This window comes from Chryseobacterium sp. BGARF1 (assembly GCF_001677955.1).
Classification (GTDB): Bacteria; Bacteroidota; Bacteroidia; order Flavobacteriales; family Weeksellaceae; genus Chryseobacterium.
This window is the reverse complement of record NZ_LELA01000106.1, coordinates 20,306-38,359: the sequence shown is the minus strand read 5'-3', so window position 1 is coordinate 38,359 and position 18,054 is coordinate 20,306. Positions and strand designations below refer to the sequence as shown.

The following is an 18,054-nucleotide window of genomic DNA, read 5'->3' as shown; positions in this document are numbered from 1 at the left end:
TGAACTTCTGAAAATTTACTGTTTTTCATAGTCTTCCAAATTTAAAAACTATATTTTTAAATGATACGGTTTTTGGGGAAGATTACAATGCTGAGATTTTGCAGATTCTGAGGTCATTAATTGATAAGATTTTGGGCTTAAAATTTCACCTTTATGAAGTTGATTATTCCAAATTACTAAATCGTTTACTGTAGAAATGACTCCGTCTGCAGGTAAATTTTCTTCATTGATCATCGAATTTTCTACTTTCGTGAACTTGTTTTCTTTATTGATGTAGCCAAAAACAAGATTTCGTTTATCGTTTTTAGAATAGCAGAATGTATCATTCATTTTTAACTGCTTAAATAATTTTGAAGCCAATTCCATGTATGATTTCCCTGATACATTTTCAACAATTTTCCCTAAAAGGTTATTTGAAAGGTTGCCATATTTAAAATCAGTTCCAGGCTTGAAAATTAATGGTTTTTCAACATCAACAATTCCGTGAGTGTGATTCAAAAGCTGATGAACCGTCACAGAATCTGCCCAAGTTTGTGTTAATTCTGGTAAATATTTTTTAATTGGATTTTGAAGATTAATTTTTCCTTTTTCAACTTCTTTTAAAACTAAAACCGAGGTAACTTGTTTGGTATTAGACATGATCTCAAAATGGTTATTCATTTTCAACGGAGTTTTATTTTCAATATCTGAGAATCCCAAAGCTTTAGAATATACTGTTTTCCCTTTTTTAGAAATTAAAATAATACCATTAAATGATGTCGGAGTTTTTATCTGGATAACACTGTCAATTTTATTTTGCCAATTTTTATCGGTTTGAGAAAAAGCATTTACGCTTAAAGAAAAAATAAGAAAGGTAGAAATTATCTTTTTTGAAATCATTATTCTGTGAATTTTTTAGAATTTTCAAATATAATCTTTTACATTATTTCATGGAAAAAAACTATTGCGCTTAATACATTTTTTTATTTCCTAAAATCTGGCAATCATTGAACGAATCATTATCTTTACGTAAATTTTAAATAAAATGAAAATAGAAATTTGGTCGGATGTAATGTGTCCGTTTTGCTATATCGGAAAGAAAAATTTTGAACAGGCTTTAGAAACTTTACCGTTCAAAGATGAGGTAAAAGTAGAGTGGAAGAGCTTTCAACTTGACCCAACTTTGGAGCTGGTTGAAACAAAAACAACTGCAGAATATTTCAGAGAAAAAAAAGGTTTTCCGGAAGAACAGGCAAAGCAAATGACCAATCAGGTAATTCAAATGGGAAAAGCTTCTGGAATTGATTTCAATTTTGAAAAAGCTCTGATTACCAATACTTTTACCGCTCATAAACTTCTTCATTTAGCGAAAAAACATAATAAGTCTAATGAAATGGAGGAGGAGTTGTTTAAAGCTCATTTTCTGGATGGAAAAAATGTGGGAGATATAGAAACTTTGGTTTCTTTAGCAGTTTCTTTAGGAATCGACGCTGAAGAAGCAAAAAAATCTTTACAATCTGAAGAATTCGATTACGAAATCAATCAGGATATTTTGGAAGCTAGAAACAATGGTATTTCGGGAGTTCCGTTTTTTATTCTAAATGGTAAATATACCGTTTCTGGCGCACAACCTGCAGAAGTTTTGAAAAATGCTTTAACCCAGACTTATGAAGAAACCGTAGTTCCTTTTAAAGATGATACACAAAACAATTTGTCTTGTGATATAGATGGTTGTTCAATTTAACATAATATAATTTTATGATCACATTAAATAAAGAATTGAGCTATCCGATTTCCGAAACTCTTTTTGTGTTTGCATTAGATTCAGAAGCAGGAAAAGTATTTGATCACACCCGAAAATTAATTACAGGAATAGGAAAAGTAAATGCAGCCATTGCATTAACAAAAGCAATTCAGGAGAAAAAACCAAAACTGATCATCAATCTAGGTTCTGCAGGCGGAAACGGTTTCAAAAAAGGAGAGGTTATCTGTTGTACAAGATTTATTCAGCGGGATATGGATGCTCAAGGTTTAGGTTTTAAAAAATTTGAAACTCCGCTATCCGGAATTCCTATTGTTTTGGAAAACGGGCTTAAAATGGATAATTTACCAGAAGGAATTTGTGGAAGTGGTGACAGTTTTGAGATGAACCATATCAACACCGAATACAACGTCATCGATATGGAAGCTTATCCTTTGGCATTAATCGCGATGCAGGAAAATATTCCGTTTTTAGGTTTAAAATATATTTCTGACGATGCGGGAAGTGATGCTGCGGATGATTGGTCGGTTCAGGTACATCTTGCTTCGGAAGCATTTAAGCAAATTTTGTTTACAGAAGTGTAAAATTTAAAGCCAAACTAAAATCAAAATATGAAGGCAATTATCTTAGAAAACTCAGGTGGAACAGAAAATTTGAAGCTTAGAGAAATCGAAAAACCAACTATTAAAGAAGATGAAGTTTTAATTGAAGTAAAATCTATTAGTATCAATCCAATAGATGTAAAAACCCGTTCAGGTAAAGGAGCTTTTCAAAAACTAAAAGATGAAAATCCATTGATTTTAGGTTGGGATATTTCCGGAATTGTAGTCGAAACCAATTCTTCAAAATTTAAATTGAATGATGAAGTTTTTGGAATGATTAATTTTCCGGGACATGGAAAAGGTTATGCTCAATTTGTTGCTGCTTCTGAAAATCATTTAGCTTTAAAACCAAAAAATATCAATTTTGAAAAAGCTGCAGCGACAAGTTTAGCGGCGTTAACCGCTTTACAGGCAATTGAAAAAGCGGAAGTGAAAGAAGGTCAGAATGTTTTGATTCATGCTGCTTCGGGTGGAGTAGGTCATTTCGCTGTTCAGATTGCAAAATATTTGGGAGCTTCTGTAACAGGAACTTCATCCGCAAAGAACAAAGAGTTTGTATTGAGTCTCGGAGCTGATCAGCATATCGATTATAAAAATTATGACTGGGAAAATTCCGATGAAAAGTTTGATTTTATTTTAGATACGATTGGTGGTGAAAATATAGACAATTCTGTAAAAGTTTTAGAAGAAGGTGGAATCATCATTAGCATTCCTAGCGGTTTAAATGAGGATGTAGAAGAAAAAGCTGCTTCTGTAAAAGCAGATGGGTTGAAAATGTTGGTGCAGTCTAATGGAAAAGATATGGAAGAACTTGCCAAAATTTTAGAAAGAGGAGTTTTAAAACCACATATTTATAAAACTTATCAATTTAATGAAATATCTAATGCTCATAAAGAATTGGAAAAGGGTAGAACGGTTGGGAAAATCGTGGTAAATTTCTAGAAATAACAATTTAAAACCATCAACACAAATGAATTATGGAGAATATTTCTGAAATAATATCACATTTTAATTTTACCCAAACCAGAAAGTCTAAACAGTATTTAGTATCATTTTTTAGTCAAAAAAACTTTAATAAAAACCAAACTTTATACACGCAGCAAAAGCTGAAAATGTTTTTAGAAAACTTCCAGCTTATTAACGAATACAAGTGTAGTGAAAATATTATTTCTTCTATTCAAAAGTTCTTAGGTGAAGTAAATTCCGACAATTATAATCTGCTGACAAAAATTACATACAGAGAGTTTTTCAACCAGATCAATAATAATATTTCTTTATTTATAGAGTTTTTTCATCGTTTTGAAGTTGTATTAAAAAACTTTCAGAAATCACATCTTTGTAAAGATTATTGTGATGAAATTGAAAAAAACATTCAATTTATCAATTCATTATCTATAAATGAATATCATTATAAAATCTTAAATTTTAAACAACGAAAAAATATCTTATCTAAAGTAGAAGCTGAAGTTAAAAACGGAAACTTTATATCATTTTGGAATTTCTTCTACATGTTTGATGTTTATTCAAGCATTACAAAAGGAATACACCAACACCATTTAAAATTTCCCCATTTTAATTCTAATGCCCATTTTGCGATTGAGGATTTTTATCATTTAGATTTAAAAGATGCAGTTAAAAATACGATAAACATAAAAGAAAAGAATACGATTATTTTTACTGGAGCCAACATGTCGGGTAAATCTACAGCAATGAAATCAATCAGCATCATTGTTTTGTTGGCTCATTTAGGAGTTGCAGTTCCGGCTGGGCATTGTAATATTCCGTTTTATGAAAGAATATTTTTACATTTTTCTGTAAATGATAATTTAAAAGAAGGATATAGCCATTTTATGCAGGAAATTATAAATCTCAGAAATGTGCTCCAGGAATTAAAGACCAAAAACTGCTTCGTTGTTTTTGATGAAATATTTAGTGGAACCAATATAAATGATGCTGCAAAAATAACTGTTGATACGATTGATGGCTTATCTAAATATAAAAACTCAATGTTTGTTTTTTCAACTCATTTAAATTTGATAGAAAATTATTTAGTGAACAATAAGAACATTATGTTGCTAAATCTGGAATCTTTTCTTACAGATAATGAGTTAACATTTACTTACAAATTAAAAGAAGGATGGTCTAAACTTGAAATTGGAAAATTACTTTTTGATAAATATGGTTTGAATGATCTACTAAAACAACATTAATTAATAAAAAATCTACATATGAAAAACTATATATTTTTAGCATTTGCAATACTTTTCGAATCTGTTGCTACATCTTTTTTAAAAGCTTCTGAAGGATTTACAAAACCATTGCAAACTATAATTTTTGTTGTAGCAATGTCGGCATCTTTTTATTTGCTGACACACGCAATCAAGGTTATTCCAATTGGAATCGCTTATGCGATTTGGTCTGCAGTAGGAATTGTTTTAATTTCTTTAGTGGGCTACTTTGTTTATAAGCAAACTCTTGATCTTCCTGCAATTTTAGGAATAGCTTTAATTATTATCGGAGTAGTGATTATTAATGTATTTTCAAAATCGGCGTCTCATTAGTTACAAGACCGATTTTTAGAATTTTTAATTTGTAGAAAAATATACAATTTAACATAATATAAATTATAGGATTTTTTGATTCTTGATAAATATAGAATATCATTTTAATAATTAATATAAAATTTATTAAATCATGATAAGTCCGAATTTCAAAGGCTTGATTATTGATAGTTCTTTAAAGTTGCAATCTTTAATTGATAATGAAAAGCTAATATTCAAAATTTCATCTTTCAGTTATATAAATGATAAAATTGAAAAAAAAAAGAAAAAAAACACATCGTGTAATTTTAATTAAACTTATAGGATGTGAAAAATATTTTTTAAACGATTCTCAGCGATTAGGATTTTTAGATGAAATTTCAAATTAGTACCCGATTTTTTTATGTTTAAATTAGCAGTTATAAAATTTAACATAATATTGAAATTATGAAAAAATATATTATACTCGGTGCGTTGTCAGTTTTGACAATGAGCTGTAATAAAAAAAATGAAAAAATAAAACCTGTCGTAACTACAGATTCATTTGAAAATCCTGCAGAACCTGTTTTTGATACATTAGGCGCAAAAGCCTTCTGTTATTTGGGAGTTACAGGAAAAGACAGCGTTTTTGTAAGCCTCGACGATAATTTAGGTACCATTTCAGGAAAAATGGTCTATAAAAACAGTGAAAAAGACAGTTCAAAAGGTGAATTATTTGGATTTAAATCGGGTGATACTTTAAAGCTGACTTATGAATTTGCCTCTGAAGGAACAACGAGCAAAAGAGATATTTACTTCATCCAGAAAGGTAATGTTTTAACAGAAGGAATTGGAGATCAAAAAGATGAAAACGGAACAATGCGTTATGCAGATGAAAAGAAAATAACTTATAAAGACGGACAAAAACTGGAAACAGTTGATTGCAAGGTCGTCACAAAAGCTTTAAATTAAATTACAATAAAACTAAATCTTTATGCAAAATTTTAATGTAAAACCATTTACAAAAAATGAATTTATTGAAGAATTAAGAAAAAAATTTCCGCAGTATAAAATTCAAACCAGTTTTGGAGCGCTACAGGTTAGGAAAAGTGGCTTTACACTGACAGGAAATGTAAAAATCGATACAAATCCTGATACCGGAAAAGTTACGACAACAACTCAGCTCGATTCTATGCCTTTTTTAATTATCATGTTGCCTATTGGCCTTTATGTTTGGTCAAAAAAACAGAAAATTAAAGACTTTGAAAACGAAGTTATTGAAGGGATAAAAACTATGATGAATTGATTAAGTAAATTTAAAAATGCAGCTCTTTTGAGTTGCATTTTTAAATTATAATTCACTATTAAAAGTTTTAATAAACTCCTCAACAGGTTCATTCTGAGTATTCCATGAAGTAATTAAACGAATTGCAGATAAATTTCCGTCTATTTTTTTCCAAATATAAAATTCAAATTTTTCAGATAAAGCATCAATAATTTCATTGCTCAAAATCGGGAAAATCTGGTTGGTAGTGGTATCAGAGAGGAACTGCACTCCCCTTTCAGACAAAGCTTTTTTAATCTTCATCGCCTGTTGGTTTGCGTTTTTGGCTAGATCAAAATAAAGATTATCTCGCATTAATTCCAAAAATTGAATTCCCAAAATCCTTCCTTTTGCTAGCAATGCACCTTTTTGCTTTATATTAAAGGCGAAATCCTGACGCAAATCATTTTCAGTAATAATAATTACTTCCCCGAACAAAGCTCCATTTTTGGTACCTCCTAGATAGAAAATATCGGTTAATTCTGCGATACTTTTTAAGTCTAAATCGTTGTTTTCTGAAGTCAAAGCGTGGCCCAATCGAGCTCCGTCCATAAAAAGATACAGGCTGTTTTCTTTACAAAACTTAGAAAGATTTTCAAGTTCTGTTTTTGTGTAAATTGTTCCAAGCTCGGTAGAGTTTGAAATATAAACCAGCTTCGGCATTACCTGATGCGGAACATTCTGATGGCTTTCTAAAACAGGGATAATATCTTCCGGAAAGAGTTTTCCGTCTTCTTTTTCTATACTTAAAACTTTATGGCCGGTCGCTTCTATCGCTCCTGTTTCATTATTTAAAATATGGCCGGTTGCAGCAGAAATCACACATTGATAAGGTCTTAAAATTGAAGAAATTACAATAAGATTTGCCTGAGTTCCTCCAGAAACAAAATACACTTCTGCCTCTGGATTTTCAATTTTAGTTTTAATTAATTCTTTGGCTTTTTTAGAATAATCATCTTCACCATACCCTGCCTGCTGATTAAGATTATTTCGAAAAAGTGATTCTAATATCCTTGGATGACACCCTTCGGAATAATCGTTTTTAAAAGAAAATTTCATAGTGTAAAATTAAAAAATCTTAAAGTAACAAGACCAAAATTTAAAAAATATTTTGTTAGTTTTGTAATGAAAATCATCTAACATTTTGAAAACAACATTAACAGAAGAAAATTATCTGAAAGCTTTGTTTCATGTAGTTGACCATGAAGGAAAAGTGACGATTAACGAACTGAGCAAATTTCTCAACGTAAAAATGCCCAGCGTTAATAATATGATGAAGAAATTTGCCGACAAAAATTGGGTAATCTACGAAACCTACAAACCGCTAAGAGTTACCGAAAAAGGCAGACGTGAAGCTGCTTTAGTCGTAAGAAAGCACCGTCTTACCGAAATGTTTCTTGTTAAAAAGATGAATTTCGGCTGGGAAAATGTACACGAAATCGCAGAACAATTGGAACATGTACATTCTCAGGTTTTCTTTGATAAAATGGATGAGATTTTAGATTATCCGAAATTTGATCCTCATGGTGAACCCATCCCCGATAAAGACGGAAATATCATCGCTCAGGATTTGCAGCAATTAAGTAATTGTAAAATTGGTGAAACTGTCGTTTTCACCTCTGTTACTCTATCCGATGATGCTTTTTTAAATTATCTTACCGAAAGGAAACTTCTTTTAAATACTTCCATTAAAATTCTTAAAATTGAAGATTTCGATAAATCGATTACGATAGAAATTTCAGGAAAGACGGAAGTTCTCAGCAAGAAAGCAACCGAAAAGATTCTGGTGAAACATTAGTTCACCGTTTCTTTTACTTCGCTTAACTTTTTCGGTTTTTTACTTAATAAAAATACGGTTGAAACAATAAGCAGACTCCCTACCCAATCGATGGTTGAGAAAGAAACATTGAGCCAAAGTACCGCCAAAACTGTTGCAGAAAGTGGCTCCATTGAAGCTAAAAGACTGGTCTTTTGTCCACCTATAATTTGTACAGCCGTAAGATAAGCGTAAAACGCAATTAACGTTCCGAAAATCACGATGAATGCTGTGTACCAATAGGTTTGAAAATCCCAGACTCCTTCAACACTGAAAGGAGACTTCACAAAACTGAAAACTAAACCACCACACATCATTCCCCACCCGATGACCACCGAAGATTTGTATTTTGAAAGTAATTTTACTGGTTGTAATGTATAAATTGCCAAAGCAACCGCTGAAGCTAAGCCAAAAAATAAAGCAGTTCCTGAAATATTTAAACTATTTATATTCCCGTGAGTAACTAATAAAAAAGTTCCCACCACCGCTAAAATAATAGCTAAAAACTCAATCACCAACGGAACTTTTTTGTTTTTAAAAGCTAAATAAACAGCGATAACAACCGGACCAGCATATTGCAAAACCGTTGCTGTCGCTGCGTTTGAATGTTTGATCGCTGCAAAATAAGTGTATTGTACAGCAAGCATCCCGGTGATACTGAAAACAGCAAGCTGAATAGCATCTTTTTTGTTTTTCCAAATAGAAAACAGGTCAGATTTTTCGAAAAATTTTGCGAATAAAAGTAAACATATTCCGGAAATCAACATCCTTATGGTAATCAGCCATTCAATATTAATTCCTCTTTGTTGAAAAAGAAATTGCCCGAAAGTACCCGAAACTCCCCAAAGTAATGCTGCAAGTACAGCTAATAGAAAACCTTTAAAAACACTCATTGTTCAATATTTATTTTGCAAAATTGCATCAAAAACAGCTTGCTTTTTAATGAAATATCGATAGTTTTTTGCAATTTTGTTTCATATTTAACCCTAATTATTGTATTTTGAAATCAATCGACCAATTTGACACCGCAATTTTGAAAATTCTTCAGAAGGATAACCTGACTCCTCAAAGAGATATTGGCGAAAAAATTGGGCTTTCTGCAGCCGCTGTTCAACGTAGAATTAAAAGAATGCGTGAATCTGGAATTATTAAAGCTGACGTTTCGGTCATTGATATCAACAAAATTCATCATTGCGTCACATTGGTTGTAGAAGTTTTTATGGAAAGCGAAAAAATAGAATTACTCGATCACGCCAAAGCTATTTTTACAGCAACTCCTGAAGTGCAACAATGTTATTTTGTAACCGGAGACTCAGATTTTATTTTAATTATTGTGGTTCCTTCTATGAAAGATTACGAAGTTTTAACGAGAAAAATTTTCTACAGCAATAAAAATATCAATCATTTCCGAACTATGGTCACTATGGATGCTTTGAAATCTAATCTTGAATTACCCAATCAGATATTACAGCAATTAGAATGATCTTTAAATTAAAAATTAGCTTTTAGTTTTTTGCTTATTTCTGTATCAATATTTTTGCTATCCTTTATTTTATCATAAAATTTTCTTGCTTTCTTCTCTAAAGATGCATCATTATTTTCTTTTGCATTTTTAAGCATAGAAAGAGCATAAAGCGCTAAATATCCATCATCTTTTTTATATTGTGAATAAACTTCGTCTAAATATGGCAGACCGGATTTATAATCTTCCTTTAGAGCATACAAAATACCATACATGTATTTCACATCTTTCCTTACTCCACCTTCTTTTTTATATAAATCTTCTGCAATTTTTAGATTTTTTAATCCCGCATCATAATCCGCCAAAACAATAGCTGTATTCCCAATTCCATAGAAACCTTCCGGATTTGTCGGGAAATATTTGGTCATTTCTTCATATTTTTTACGGGCTTCATCGGCAGCTCCAAATACCATAAACTCAATTGCCAAATTCTGTTTAAATTCTAATGATTTATTTTGAGCCAAACTATCTGCAACATAATAGTATGCAAGAGCTTCCTTATGCTTTTCTTGAAGTCGGAATAAATATCCTGCCATAAAAAATGCATCACAATATGTAGGATCTTTTGCTGTTACATCAACTATAGCACGAGTGGCTTTATCATAAAGATTGGGAAACTGAAGAGCCTTTATAACCGCATCAAATTTTTTCTTAGAATTTTCATTTTGAGGAGTACAATAATTAATACTACCAGAAAAATATCCTTGTGAAAAAACATTGACTGATACAATTAAAAGTAAAATGGTAAAAATTTTATTCATGTTCAAAAATAAAAAAAGCGGATTAAAAAATCCGCTTTAAAAATATAATTTGATAATTATTTCAAATATTTAGTGATTTCTACATCTGTAGGCTTCACTTTGCTTACGAAACTATCGATAAGTTTACCGTTTTCGTCAATTAAAAACTTCGTAAAGTTCCATTTCACTTCGGTGTCTTTTACTCCGTTCAACTGTTTTTCAGTAAGATATTTAAAAATCGGAGCAGTATCCTCTCCTTTTACAGAAACTTTAGCAGCTAAAGGAAAAGTAACTCCATAATTTTTCTGGCAAAAAGCACCGATTTCAACATTCGTTCCAGGTTCTTGTCCACCAAAATTATTTGCGGGGAAACCAACCACCACTAGTTTATCGCCGTACTCTTTAGAAAGTTTTTCTAAATCTGCGTATTGTGGTGTAAACCCACACTCAGAAGCTGTGTTTACAACAAGGATTTTCTTTCCTTTAAAATCTGCAAAATTAATTGTTTTGCCTTCTTCAAGAGCGTCTACTTTGTAATCGTATATTGTTTGTGACATAGCCTGTTTGGTTTTTACTTTAGAAACTTCGCTTTTTTTCTGAGCGCAACTATTAGAAAATGCTATGAAAGAAATTAGCACTATAAAAAACTTTTTCATTTTTAGATATTTATTTTAAAATTTAAAACTGTTTGCAGGAAATACTTTGTTAATCTCCACTTTGTTGAGAAGCATCACATAATCGCCATCTTTTTTGGCGCTTGATGATTCTAATCTGAATGGCATCATCAAATTCCCTACCTTTTTGTAATCTGAATACGTTAAAGTTTCATCTTTTTTTATTTCTTTTAAAAGCATGAACGATTTTGTATCGAAATAATAGTAGTTTTTATTCACGTTTTTCGTCAATTCTACTTTATGACAATAAATCTCTCCTACTTTTTCCTTTCCTAAATACTTTGCTTCAAAACCTTTATTTTCCCAATCGATGAAATCGTTATCAAAGCTTTCAGGAACGTATTCTTTATACTCTTGCAGCTTATTGGTGGCATAATTCATTGCATATCCTTTAGAACCATCATACCCTTCAATTGCAGTTTCTTTGTTACCGATTGTGATAACTGTTTTGGTTAAATTAGGTCTTTGCTGATATATTTTGATAGGATATTCGTCTTTAATTCCTAAAATTACTTTTCCTTGAAGGAATACCGAATTTAAAAGTTTCCAATTGGTTAATCCTCCCGATAATTCTATGTTTTTATCTATAATCTCTTTAGCGGTCTGAGCAAAAGACAATTGCGAAATGACCAGGACGAAAACGATGAGTAATTTCTTCATTAAATCAATTTATAAAATCAAATATAAGGCTTTTTTAATTTGAAAATTTGAAAATGAGGCAATTTGGAAATGCAAAACTGACATCAATTTTCAAATTATCTAATTAATACATTTTCAAATTAATTTTCTTGCTTTTTCTAAATCTTCCGGTGTATCGATTCCGACTCCGATGAAATTGGTTTCTATTAATTTGATTTTCATCCCATACTCCAGATAACGGATACATTCTATTTTTTCTGAAATTTCCAAAGGTTTCATTTCTAATTTTGAGAATTGAAGCAAAGCGTGTTTTCTGAAAGCGTACACTCCAATGTGTTTAAAATAATCAACATCATAAGAAACTTCCCTATGAAAAGGAATTACAGAACGACTGAAATACAATGCAAAACCATTGTTATCGGTAATCACTTTTACATTATTCGGGTTTTCTATTTCTTCTTTTTCATGAAGTTTTATTTTTAATGAAGCTAAAGAAATTTCCTGGTTTTCATCTTCTTTAAAAACTTCTATTAGCTGCTTTAAAGGTTCTAATTTTAAAAACGGTTCGTCACCTTGAACATTGATAACAATATCACAGTCGATATTTTGTACTGCTTCTGCAATCCGGTCGCTTCCAGTTTCGTGTTGTCCCGTCATTACAGCTTTTCCACCGTGATTTTGAATTTCATTAAAGATGATTTCAGAATCTGTAGCTACAAAAACTTCATCGAAAAGTCCGGTTTCTACAACATTTTGGTAAGTGGTTGTGATGACTGTTTTTTCACCTAATATCTGCATCAGTTTTGCGGGAAAACGACTGGCTTCATAGCGCGCAGGAATAACAGCGATAATTTTCATTTTATTTAAATATAAATTTTTAATTGAAGATATTTTAAACCGCAAAAGTATCAAAAGATTTTAGTCTGTTATACGTTTTTCAAAAGCTTACAAAATAATGATTGATTCTTTTGTGATAAAATATTTAGCTTAAATAATTAACTAAAAAGATGATCCCGTAGATCCATGAGATGTACAGAAATGAGTAAAAAGATCCAAATGCAAAACTTTTCAGCAAATCGCCTTTACATTTTCTTGAATTTTTAAATACCAATCGTAAAGCTCGGAAAAAAATCCAATATAGCATCGCCGCAAAAAATAAAATTGCCGCCCAAAAGAAGAATCCTAAAAAATATAATAAGAAAGCAAAGACAATTGAAATTAAAAACCATAAAATAATTGAGGCAATAGCGCCACCAATTCCGTCTCCTACAGCAGGAGGATCAAACCCGGAAACATCTGGTAAAGAAATATTATCTGAATATTTTTTAACTCTTTCTTTATGTAAAATATGTCCGACGTTATCTTTGAGTTTCAAACCAAAATATAATCCTGAACTGATAAAAATAAAAAATGCTCCGGCTAAAATAGATGTTGAAACAATAGAATTTTGAAATAAAGACCGATGAGAATCTGTTCCAGAAAGCCAAACACTCAAAATGACCAAAACGATAATCGCTAAAGTGAAATAACTTAGCCATTTTGTTTCAAGAAAAGTTTTTTTTGGAAATTTCATCGATAAATTCTAAATAATTTTAAATATTTTTTCAATTGTACAACAGCGAATTGCTTTGCAGCCCGACTTGAGCGGAGCTCTTTTTGCCGCAACGAAGTGAAGGCAAAAAAAGCGGGAGCCCTTCGATAAACTCAGGATAAACTACAGGCGGAAAAAGCTGCCCAAATTAATCTATCTAAAAAACGTGACTAAAAATAAAATTGCCGAAGTACAAACCTCCGGCAATTTATGTGATTTTTCTTAAAACTCAAATTCTCCAATCAGAATTTTGCTGTCACTTTCCTTTTTATTTTCTTTCTGACTTTGAAAAACGGCAATCTTTCTTTCTTGTCTTCCGTCTGAATAATAAAGATAAACTTCTGCCATCACTGTCGTTGGTCCGGAAAGAATATTCTGTCTTTCCCCAAAGAAATTGGTCTTGATTTTATATTTTCCCTTCACTGCTTTTTTTAGCAAAAACTGTTCTGGTCCGAAACCTTGCGTAAAATCGTTACTTATTCTTCCGCCAATTGCAGTAGATTTATGCTGATAAGAGCAATCTTCACCTTTCGGATCGGTTACCCAAAGATCTATATCTGTATTGTCTTTATTCCAATTGATCACGACACGAATATCTACAGGCAAATCTGCTTTCAGACGATCATCGATTTTACTTCCGTCGACATTTTTATTTTGTTTTAAAATATTGTTGATTTCCATAATCAGAATTTCTTCAATTCCGTTATCACGCATTGAAATTTCATCTGTAAATTCCTGATACAGCAAAGATTTATAAATATTTAAAGCTTCTTGTGGTTTTTTGTTATCGACCAAAGCTAATGCATAATCTCTGTGACTTTGTGCGTCAAAAGGTCGCCATTCAAGGATCTTCTGCGTGATCCAAAGTTCTTTATCGTAATGACCTCTTTGTTTTAACAGATAATAAATGGTTTTGTACAACTCTTCATTTTCAAGGTCTAGCTCAGCTAATGTGCTTAAAACTTTTAGAGAAAGTACTTTATCGCCTTTTTTAAACAGCAATTTAGAAATGTCAAAATAATAAGAAACCTGCTTTTCATGTTTTGAACGGTTTTCTAAATATTTCTGATAAATCACTTCTACAGACTGCAAATTCTGAAAATCTTTCATGTATTCTTCTGTACTTTCTACATCGACTAAAGTGATTTTTCCTTTTGGCTTTGCAGCTATAATATCTACCATTTCATCTGAACTTGAAACTTCCATTGCCTTTGCAGAAGAATTATATCCTACAACTACAGCTTCTTCTATCTGAACATTTCTTTGTGCTTGAGGAACTGGTGTTGATTGATTAGAAATTCTTGGATATTCCTTTTTTTCTATAGGTTTAAAATCTGTATTCCACCAGGTTTTTAGTTCTCTTGTTTTATCGAAAGCTTTAGATAAAAGATTCTTTCTCTGTTCTAAAACTCTTCCTTTGTTTTGAGAAACAATTTTCTGATAATCAGCTAATAATTCCTGTGGCGGAGTAATTTTATAGCGTACGTAATCATTAATATCATCCAAGACAATCAAACTTGTGTTTTTACTTACAACCCCGAATTGTTCACTGATATTTTTAATTTCCTGACGGTTTTGAGTGGAGTTTAATTCTAATTCATTAATTTTTCTCTGTGCCCAAAACTGAGCAATCTGCCAATTTTCTAACTGCTGTGCTTTTGAAAAATCGACAAGTATTTCAAATTTTTCATTTCCAACTGAAAAAACAGCGGTTAATTTCCCCGCATTTCCAGATGTAATTCCAAAAATATTGACAGGCTCGTTGATTACCGAACCGATATTTGGAAATAATTCCTGCATATTGGGATTTTCTTTAAATCCTAAAAAACGAACCGGTAATTTTTTGTATGTTTTTAAAGCTGCTTGTGTATCTAATTCATTTAAATTAATAAAATTTCCACCTGATTGATTTGCTAATAATTTAAGCAGATTAAAATCTGAAGTTGGTGTGCTTGCAATACTGTTTAAAGGCTTTTTAAACTTCATCGTTAAATCTCCAAAATTGGAAATTCCATCTGAAAACAAAAGATATTCTTCTATTCCATTGATTTCTTTTAAAGCTCCGAAATCTGTTCCGCCATCATATTTTAAATTTAAAATCTTATTTTTCAGTTCACTCCAATTTCCCTGAGTAATACTGAATTCTTCATCTTTTTCAAAAGTGTTGTTCAACAAAGAAAAAGAAACAGAAACATTCTTATTATCAGAAAAATAAGCATCTAAAAACTGTAATTCTTTATCTCGGTTTCTTTTGGATCCACTGAAAGAATTATCCCAAATAATCGCTATTTTTTGAGATCTTTGTTTTTCTTTTACAGGAAAATCTAATCCTACATTCGCAGCAAAATAAAATTTGTCTCCCGAAGCTTTCTGCAAAACAACATTCGATGAATTTTGATTTTTAGGAATTGTTACTTTTAAACTTTCATTAGGTTTAAAATCGGTTTTAGAAATTTCTGCAATCCATTGATTTCCCTGTTTCTGAAAAGCGAAACTTCCGTCAGGATTTTCTAAAATCTTCGGAACAGTTGCTGTTTCGCTTATCCAAACTCTAAGATTGAATTTCGGAATTGTCGTTGCATTCGCAAAGCTTAAAAAATATTGATAATCTGAAGCAACATTCTTTAACTCCTGATGATAAGTAATCTGAATTGTTCGGCTACCCTTTTGAGGAATAGGATAAATTCTCGTTCTGAAATTATTTCCTTCTACTTTTTCAATAATTCCGGGATCTACATTTCTTCTTTCAATACTTTCGAAAACTTCTTTAGCTCTTTCTTTAGGAACGGGAACTGCATTTCTGAGTTTTCCGTTGATATCCAAAGCATAACCACTCACAGAAACACCTTCCGGAAGAGGAAAAGTAAGTTTTCCTTCCAGAATTCTGTTGCTCGGATTATAGAAAGTGTATGTTGCCGTTGTCGTTGCAAGATTTCCTAAAATTTTGGTGTCAATTTTAGCTTCCTGTAGAATAACAGGATGTTTTTTCTGATTTTCAACTTCCAATGTTGGAATTTGCGCAAATGCTATACTGAAAAGCAAAGTTGCAATTAAACTATTAATTTTTTTCATCTGATATTTTGTTTTTTGTTATAATAAATTGGTTTAAATTAATTACGGAAAATCTGATTATAATGTTGCTCATTCAAATTTTCAATCCGATAAAGGTAGCACTCCTACGGAGCGCAGTCTTCGTGTTGTATATTTTTGCTACACAGATTTTGCTCCTCTGGAGCAATGGAGATAGTAAATAACAACTTAAAAAAAATCATCATATCACCATTTAAATTAAATTAAAGGTAGCGCTCCTATGGAGCGCGGTCTTCGTATTGTATATTTTGCTACACAGGTTTTGCTCTTCCAGAGCAACGGAGATAGTAAATAATCTGGTGCAATAAGTGGCTTAAATATGCAGTAATTTCATGAACACTCAATAATTGTTTTTCTATTTTTTTGTTATTCATAACAGCAAATAAATATTTTGATATTATGATTATTCCGTACTTGGTTTTGCTTCACCCGCTATAACAGGATATACAGAGTAAATTTTCTTGGCAATAATTCCAAAATTGTAACCCTGAACTTTTTCAACACCGCTAAAATTTACAGCGATAAGGGATCCGCAGTTATTAAAAATAGGAGCTCCGCTCGCGCCATGTGTTGAAGTGACGGTGTATTGAATTTTTGTTCCATCAGATTCTTTACTGATTTGTCCGTTATACAACTGTACTTTAATTCCTGAAATGGTTTGTGCTAAATCTTCCCCTAAAGGATAGCCAATCATCACTGCTTTTTCCCCGGGACGCAAACTTTGATCATCGGTTAATGCATTGTCAAGATTGATGATATTTACTACCGTATTTGGAGTTTCTTTTGTGGTTAATTGTAAAACTCCTAAGTCTACAGATTGATCTTCCGAAATTTTTTCAATGGTACAAGGCAACCATACTTCAGCAGAATTATGTAAAGCGACAGAAATATCTACTGTTTTCATATACACTTCGATTTCGTCTTCTGAAACATAATCTTTCTGAGGAATTGATGCTGCAATATCATCAGAAGTTCTAGCAGAATCTACAGCGACATCATTTGAATTTATAAACTCTTCACCTCCTCCCTCTTCACTATCTCCTTCATGATATCCGCCTTCTTCATTATATTCAGAAGATGCATTTCCCCAATTGGATGCAATAAAAGTTTCGTAACCATCTTCAGAAATATCTGTGGTAAGTATAGAAGCTATTTTTCTGCGGATATTTGAAGCATCAGTATTTATTTTATCAACATTTTCCGGAGAATTCCAAGGTTGAAGAACATGGCTGTTTGAGATCATAGTTCCTTTTTTGTCAACAAAAAATGCGGTTCCAAAAAGTGTTTCCTCAGAAGCTTCAGGAATATTCAGCTGAATTTCTTTTCCTTTAATTCTTGCAACAAAAGCATATCTGTGCTTCACCATTACCACAGCATCTTTATAAGCATCGTAAATTTTGGTATCGGTATCTAAGCAGACATTTTCAATGACAGGTATAACCTGATGATTTTTGTAGTATTGGTATCCAAAATAAGAAGCTCCACCTAAAAGAATAATCCCACCCAAGCTAAAAAACGCCATCTTGTAAGGATTTTTCTTCTTTTTTTCGGTTACGAGTAAGCTTTCTTTAGGAGGTTCTTCTGCAGGCTGCTCCAGAATCTCATTTGTAGAATTTTCAGTAATTATATTTTCTGATTCAGAATTTTGCTGTTCTGAAAAGTCATCAGAATGCGAATTATTGTTTTGTTGTGGCTGATTTTGTTCCAACTCATTCTGGTTGGATTCTTTTTTTTCATTATCCATTTGTGTTACAGTTATTAAGTATTTATAATAAAAAAGTTGATTCTTAAAATTA

19 protein-coding genes are annotated in these 18,054 nt (G+C 31.6%); 9 read left to right on the top strand and 10 right to left on the bottom strand.

The window, feature by feature from the left end:
- Nucleotides 1–48 precede the first annotated feature (48 nt).
- Nucleotides 49–879, bottom strand: coding sequence for a serine hydrolase domain-containing protein (locus tag AB671_RS18900; RefSeq protein WP_066680902.1), 831 nt, complete (start codon nt 877–879; stop codon nt 49–51).
- 145 nt (nt 880–1,024) lie between these two features.
- On the opposite strand from AB671_RS18900, the gene AB671_RS18895 reads away from it, so the two are divergent.
- The 7 genes from AB671_RS18895 to AB671_RS18865 all read left to right on the top strand — a co-directional run bounded on the left by AB671_RS18895 (nt 1,025) and on the right by AB671_RS18865 (nt 6,168).
- Nucleotides 1,025–1,723 carry a DsbA family oxidoreductase gene (locus AB671_RS18895; RefSeq protein WP_066680904.1) on the top strand — a complete coding sequence of 233 codons (699 nt, stop codon included), beginning with the start codon at nt 1,025–1,027 and terminating at the stop codon, nt 1,721–1,723.
- Between the two features lie 14 nt (nt 1,724–1,737).
- Nucleotides 1,738–2,325 carry a nucleosidase gene (locus AB671_RS18890; RefSeq protein WP_066680907.1) on the top strand — a complete coding sequence of 196 codons (588 nt, stop codon included), beginning with the start codon at nt 1,738–1,740 and terminating at the stop codon, nt 2,323–2,325.
- 27 nt (nt 2,326–2,352) lie between these two features.
- Nucleotides 2,353–3,285, top strand: a complete 933-nt coding sequence (locus tag AB671_RS18885) for an NADP-dependent oxidoreductase (RefSeq protein WP_066680909.1) — start codon at nt 2,353–2,355, stop codon at nt 3,283–3,285.
- A 35-nt stretch (nt 3,286–3,320) separates the two neighbouring features.
- Nucleotides 3,321–4,553, top strand: a complete 1,233-nt coding sequence (locus AB671_RS18880) for a MutS-related protein (protein ID WP_066680910.1) — start codon at nt 3,321–3,323, stop codon at nt 4,551–4,553.
- An 18-nt stretch (nt 4,554–4,571) separates the two neighbouring features.
- Nucleotides 4,572–4,904 (top strand): DMT family transporter, encoded by a 333-nt coding sequence (locus tag AB671_RS18875; RefSeq protein ID WP_066680911.1) that lies wholly within the window; start codon nt 4,572–4,574, stop codon nt 4,902–4,904.
- A gap of 426 nt (nt 4,905–5,330) precedes the next feature.
- Nucleotides 5,331–5,834 (top strand): hypothetical protein, encoded by a 504-nt coding sequence (locus tag AB671_RS18870; protein ID WP_066677657.1) that lies wholly within the window; start codon nt 5,331–5,333, stop codon nt 5,832–5,834.
- A gap of 22 nt (nt 5,835–5,856) precedes the next feature.
- Nucleotides 5,857–6,168, top strand: coding sequence for a hypothetical protein (locus tag AB671_RS18865; RefSeq protein ID WP_066677653.1), 312 nt, complete (start codon nt 5,857–5,859; stop codon nt 6,166–6,168).
- Between the two features lie 45 nt (nt 6,169–6,213).
- Here the strand turns inward: AB671_RS18865 and AB671_RS18860 are convergent, their stop codons facing one another.
- A complete protein-coding gene (locus AB671_RS18860) occupies nt 6,214–7,245 on the bottom strand; it encodes a threonine aldolase family protein (protein WP_066677651.1) in 1,032 nt (343 codons plus the stop codon).
- Between the two features lie 85 nt (nt 7,246–7,330).
- On the opposite strand from AB671_RS18860, the gene AB671_RS18855 reads away from it, so the two are divergent.
- Nucleotides 7,331–7,984, top strand: coding sequence for a metal-dependent transcriptional regulator (locus tag AB671_RS18855; protein ID WP_066677649.1), 654 nt, complete (start codon nt 7,331–7,333; stop codon nt 7,982–7,984).
- On the opposite strand, the gene AB671_RS18850 is transcribed toward AB671_RS18855, so the two are convergent.
- Nucleotides 7,981–8,895, bottom strand: coding sequence for a DMT family transporter (locus AB671_RS18850; RefSeq protein ID WP_066677647.1), 915 nt, complete (start codon nt 8,893–8,895; stop codon nt 7,981–7,983). The genes AB671_RS18855 and AB671_RS18850 overlap by 4 nt on opposite strands.
- Before the next feature lie 107 nt (nt 8,896–9,002).
- On the opposite strand from AB671_RS18850, the gene AB671_RS18845 reads away from it, so the two are divergent.
- A complete protein-coding gene (locus AB671_RS18845) occupies nt 9,003–9,485 on the top strand; it encodes an Lrp/AsnC family transcriptional regulator (protein WP_157444260.1) in 483 nt (160 codons plus the stop codon).
- 8 nt (nt 9,486–9,493) lie between these two features.
- Here AB671_RS18845 and AB671_RS18840 read toward each other — a convergent pair whose 3' ends face one another.
- From AB671_RS18840 to AB671_RS18810, 7 genes are all read right to left on the bottom strand, one after another.
- Nucleotides 9,494–10,285, bottom strand: a complete 792-nt coding sequence (locus AB671_RS18840) for a tetratricopeptide repeat protein (protein WP_066677645.1) — start codon at nt 10,283–10,285, stop codon at nt 9,494–9,496.
- Between the two features lie 56 nt (nt 10,286–10,341).
- Nucleotides 10,342–10,920 (bottom strand): glutathione peroxidase, encoded by a 579-nt coding sequence (locus AB671_RS18835; RefSeq protein WP_066677643.1) that lies wholly within the window; start codon nt 10,918–10,920, stop codon nt 10,342–10,344.
- Between the two features lie 15 nt (nt 10,921–10,935).
- Nucleotides 10,936–11,598 carry a histidine kinase gene (locus tag AB671_RS18830; RefSeq protein WP_066677641.1) on the bottom strand — a complete coding sequence of 221 codons (663 nt, stop codon included), beginning with the start codon at nt 11,596–11,598 and terminating at the stop codon, nt 10,936–10,938.
- Nucleotides 11,599–11,712: 114 nt separating this feature from the next.
- Nucleotides 11,713–12,435, bottom strand: a complete 723-nt coding sequence (gene kdsB, locus AB671_RS18825) for a 3-deoxy-manno-octulosonate cytidylyltransferase (RefSeq protein ID WP_066677638.1) — start codon at nt 12,433–12,435, stop codon at nt 11,713–11,715.
- Nucleotides 12,436–12,559: 124 nt separating this feature from the next.
- Nucleotides 12,560–13,150 (bottom strand): hypothetical protein, encoded by a 591-nt coding sequence (locus tag AB671_RS18820; RefSeq protein ID WP_066677636.1) that lies wholly within the window; start codon nt 13,148–13,150, stop codon nt 12,560–12,562.
- A 240-nt stretch (nt 13,151–13,390) separates the two neighbouring features.
- Nucleotides 13,391–16,240, bottom strand: coding sequence for a VIT domain-containing protein (locus tag AB671_RS18815; RefSeq protein ID WP_066677634.1), 2,850 nt, complete (start codon nt 16,238–16,240; stop codon nt 13,391–13,393).
- 421 nt (nt 16,241–16,661) lie between these two features.
- Complete coding sequence (locus AB671_RS18810) at nt 16,662–18,002, bottom strand: trypsin-like peptidase domain-containing protein (protein ID WP_066677632.1); 1,341 nt, start codon at nt 18,000–18,002, stop codon at nt 16,662–16,664.
- Between the last annotated feature and the right edge of the window lie 52 nt (nt 18,003–18,054).